This window comes from Flavobacterium sp. T50_26 (assembly GCF_057652995.1).
Window position 1 is genome coordinate 1 of sequence record NZ_JBYFCC010000077.1, and the last position, 251, is coordinate 251.

The window sequence follows — 251 nt, forward strand, 5'->3', positions numbered from 1 at the left end:
ATAGACCAAGTACAAAATCAAGTTGACCCATCTAAGTTTAGACCAAATGCGGACGACAGCACTTTACGAACATTCCGTTTAGCCGTTTCAACTACAGGAGTATATACTGCCTATTTTGGCGGAACAAAAGCCTTAGCTTTAGCTGCCATTAATAACACAATGACGCGTGTGACTGGTGTTTTTGAAAAAGAGTTTGCTATTAGAATGGTTTTAATTGCCAATACAGATGCTGTTATTTAAACTAGTTCAAC

1 protein-coding gene is annotated in these 251 nt (G+C 37.8%); it reads left to right on the forward strand.

The genetic code is table 11. From position 1 onward, the window contains the following. Window positions 1–240, forward strand: a 240-nt coding sequence (locus AC23MC_RS16505; RefSeq protein WP_487570663.1) for a reprolysin-like metallopeptidase, incomplete at its 5' end; no start/stop codon positions are given. Between the last annotated feature and the right edge of the window lie 11 nt (window positions 241–251).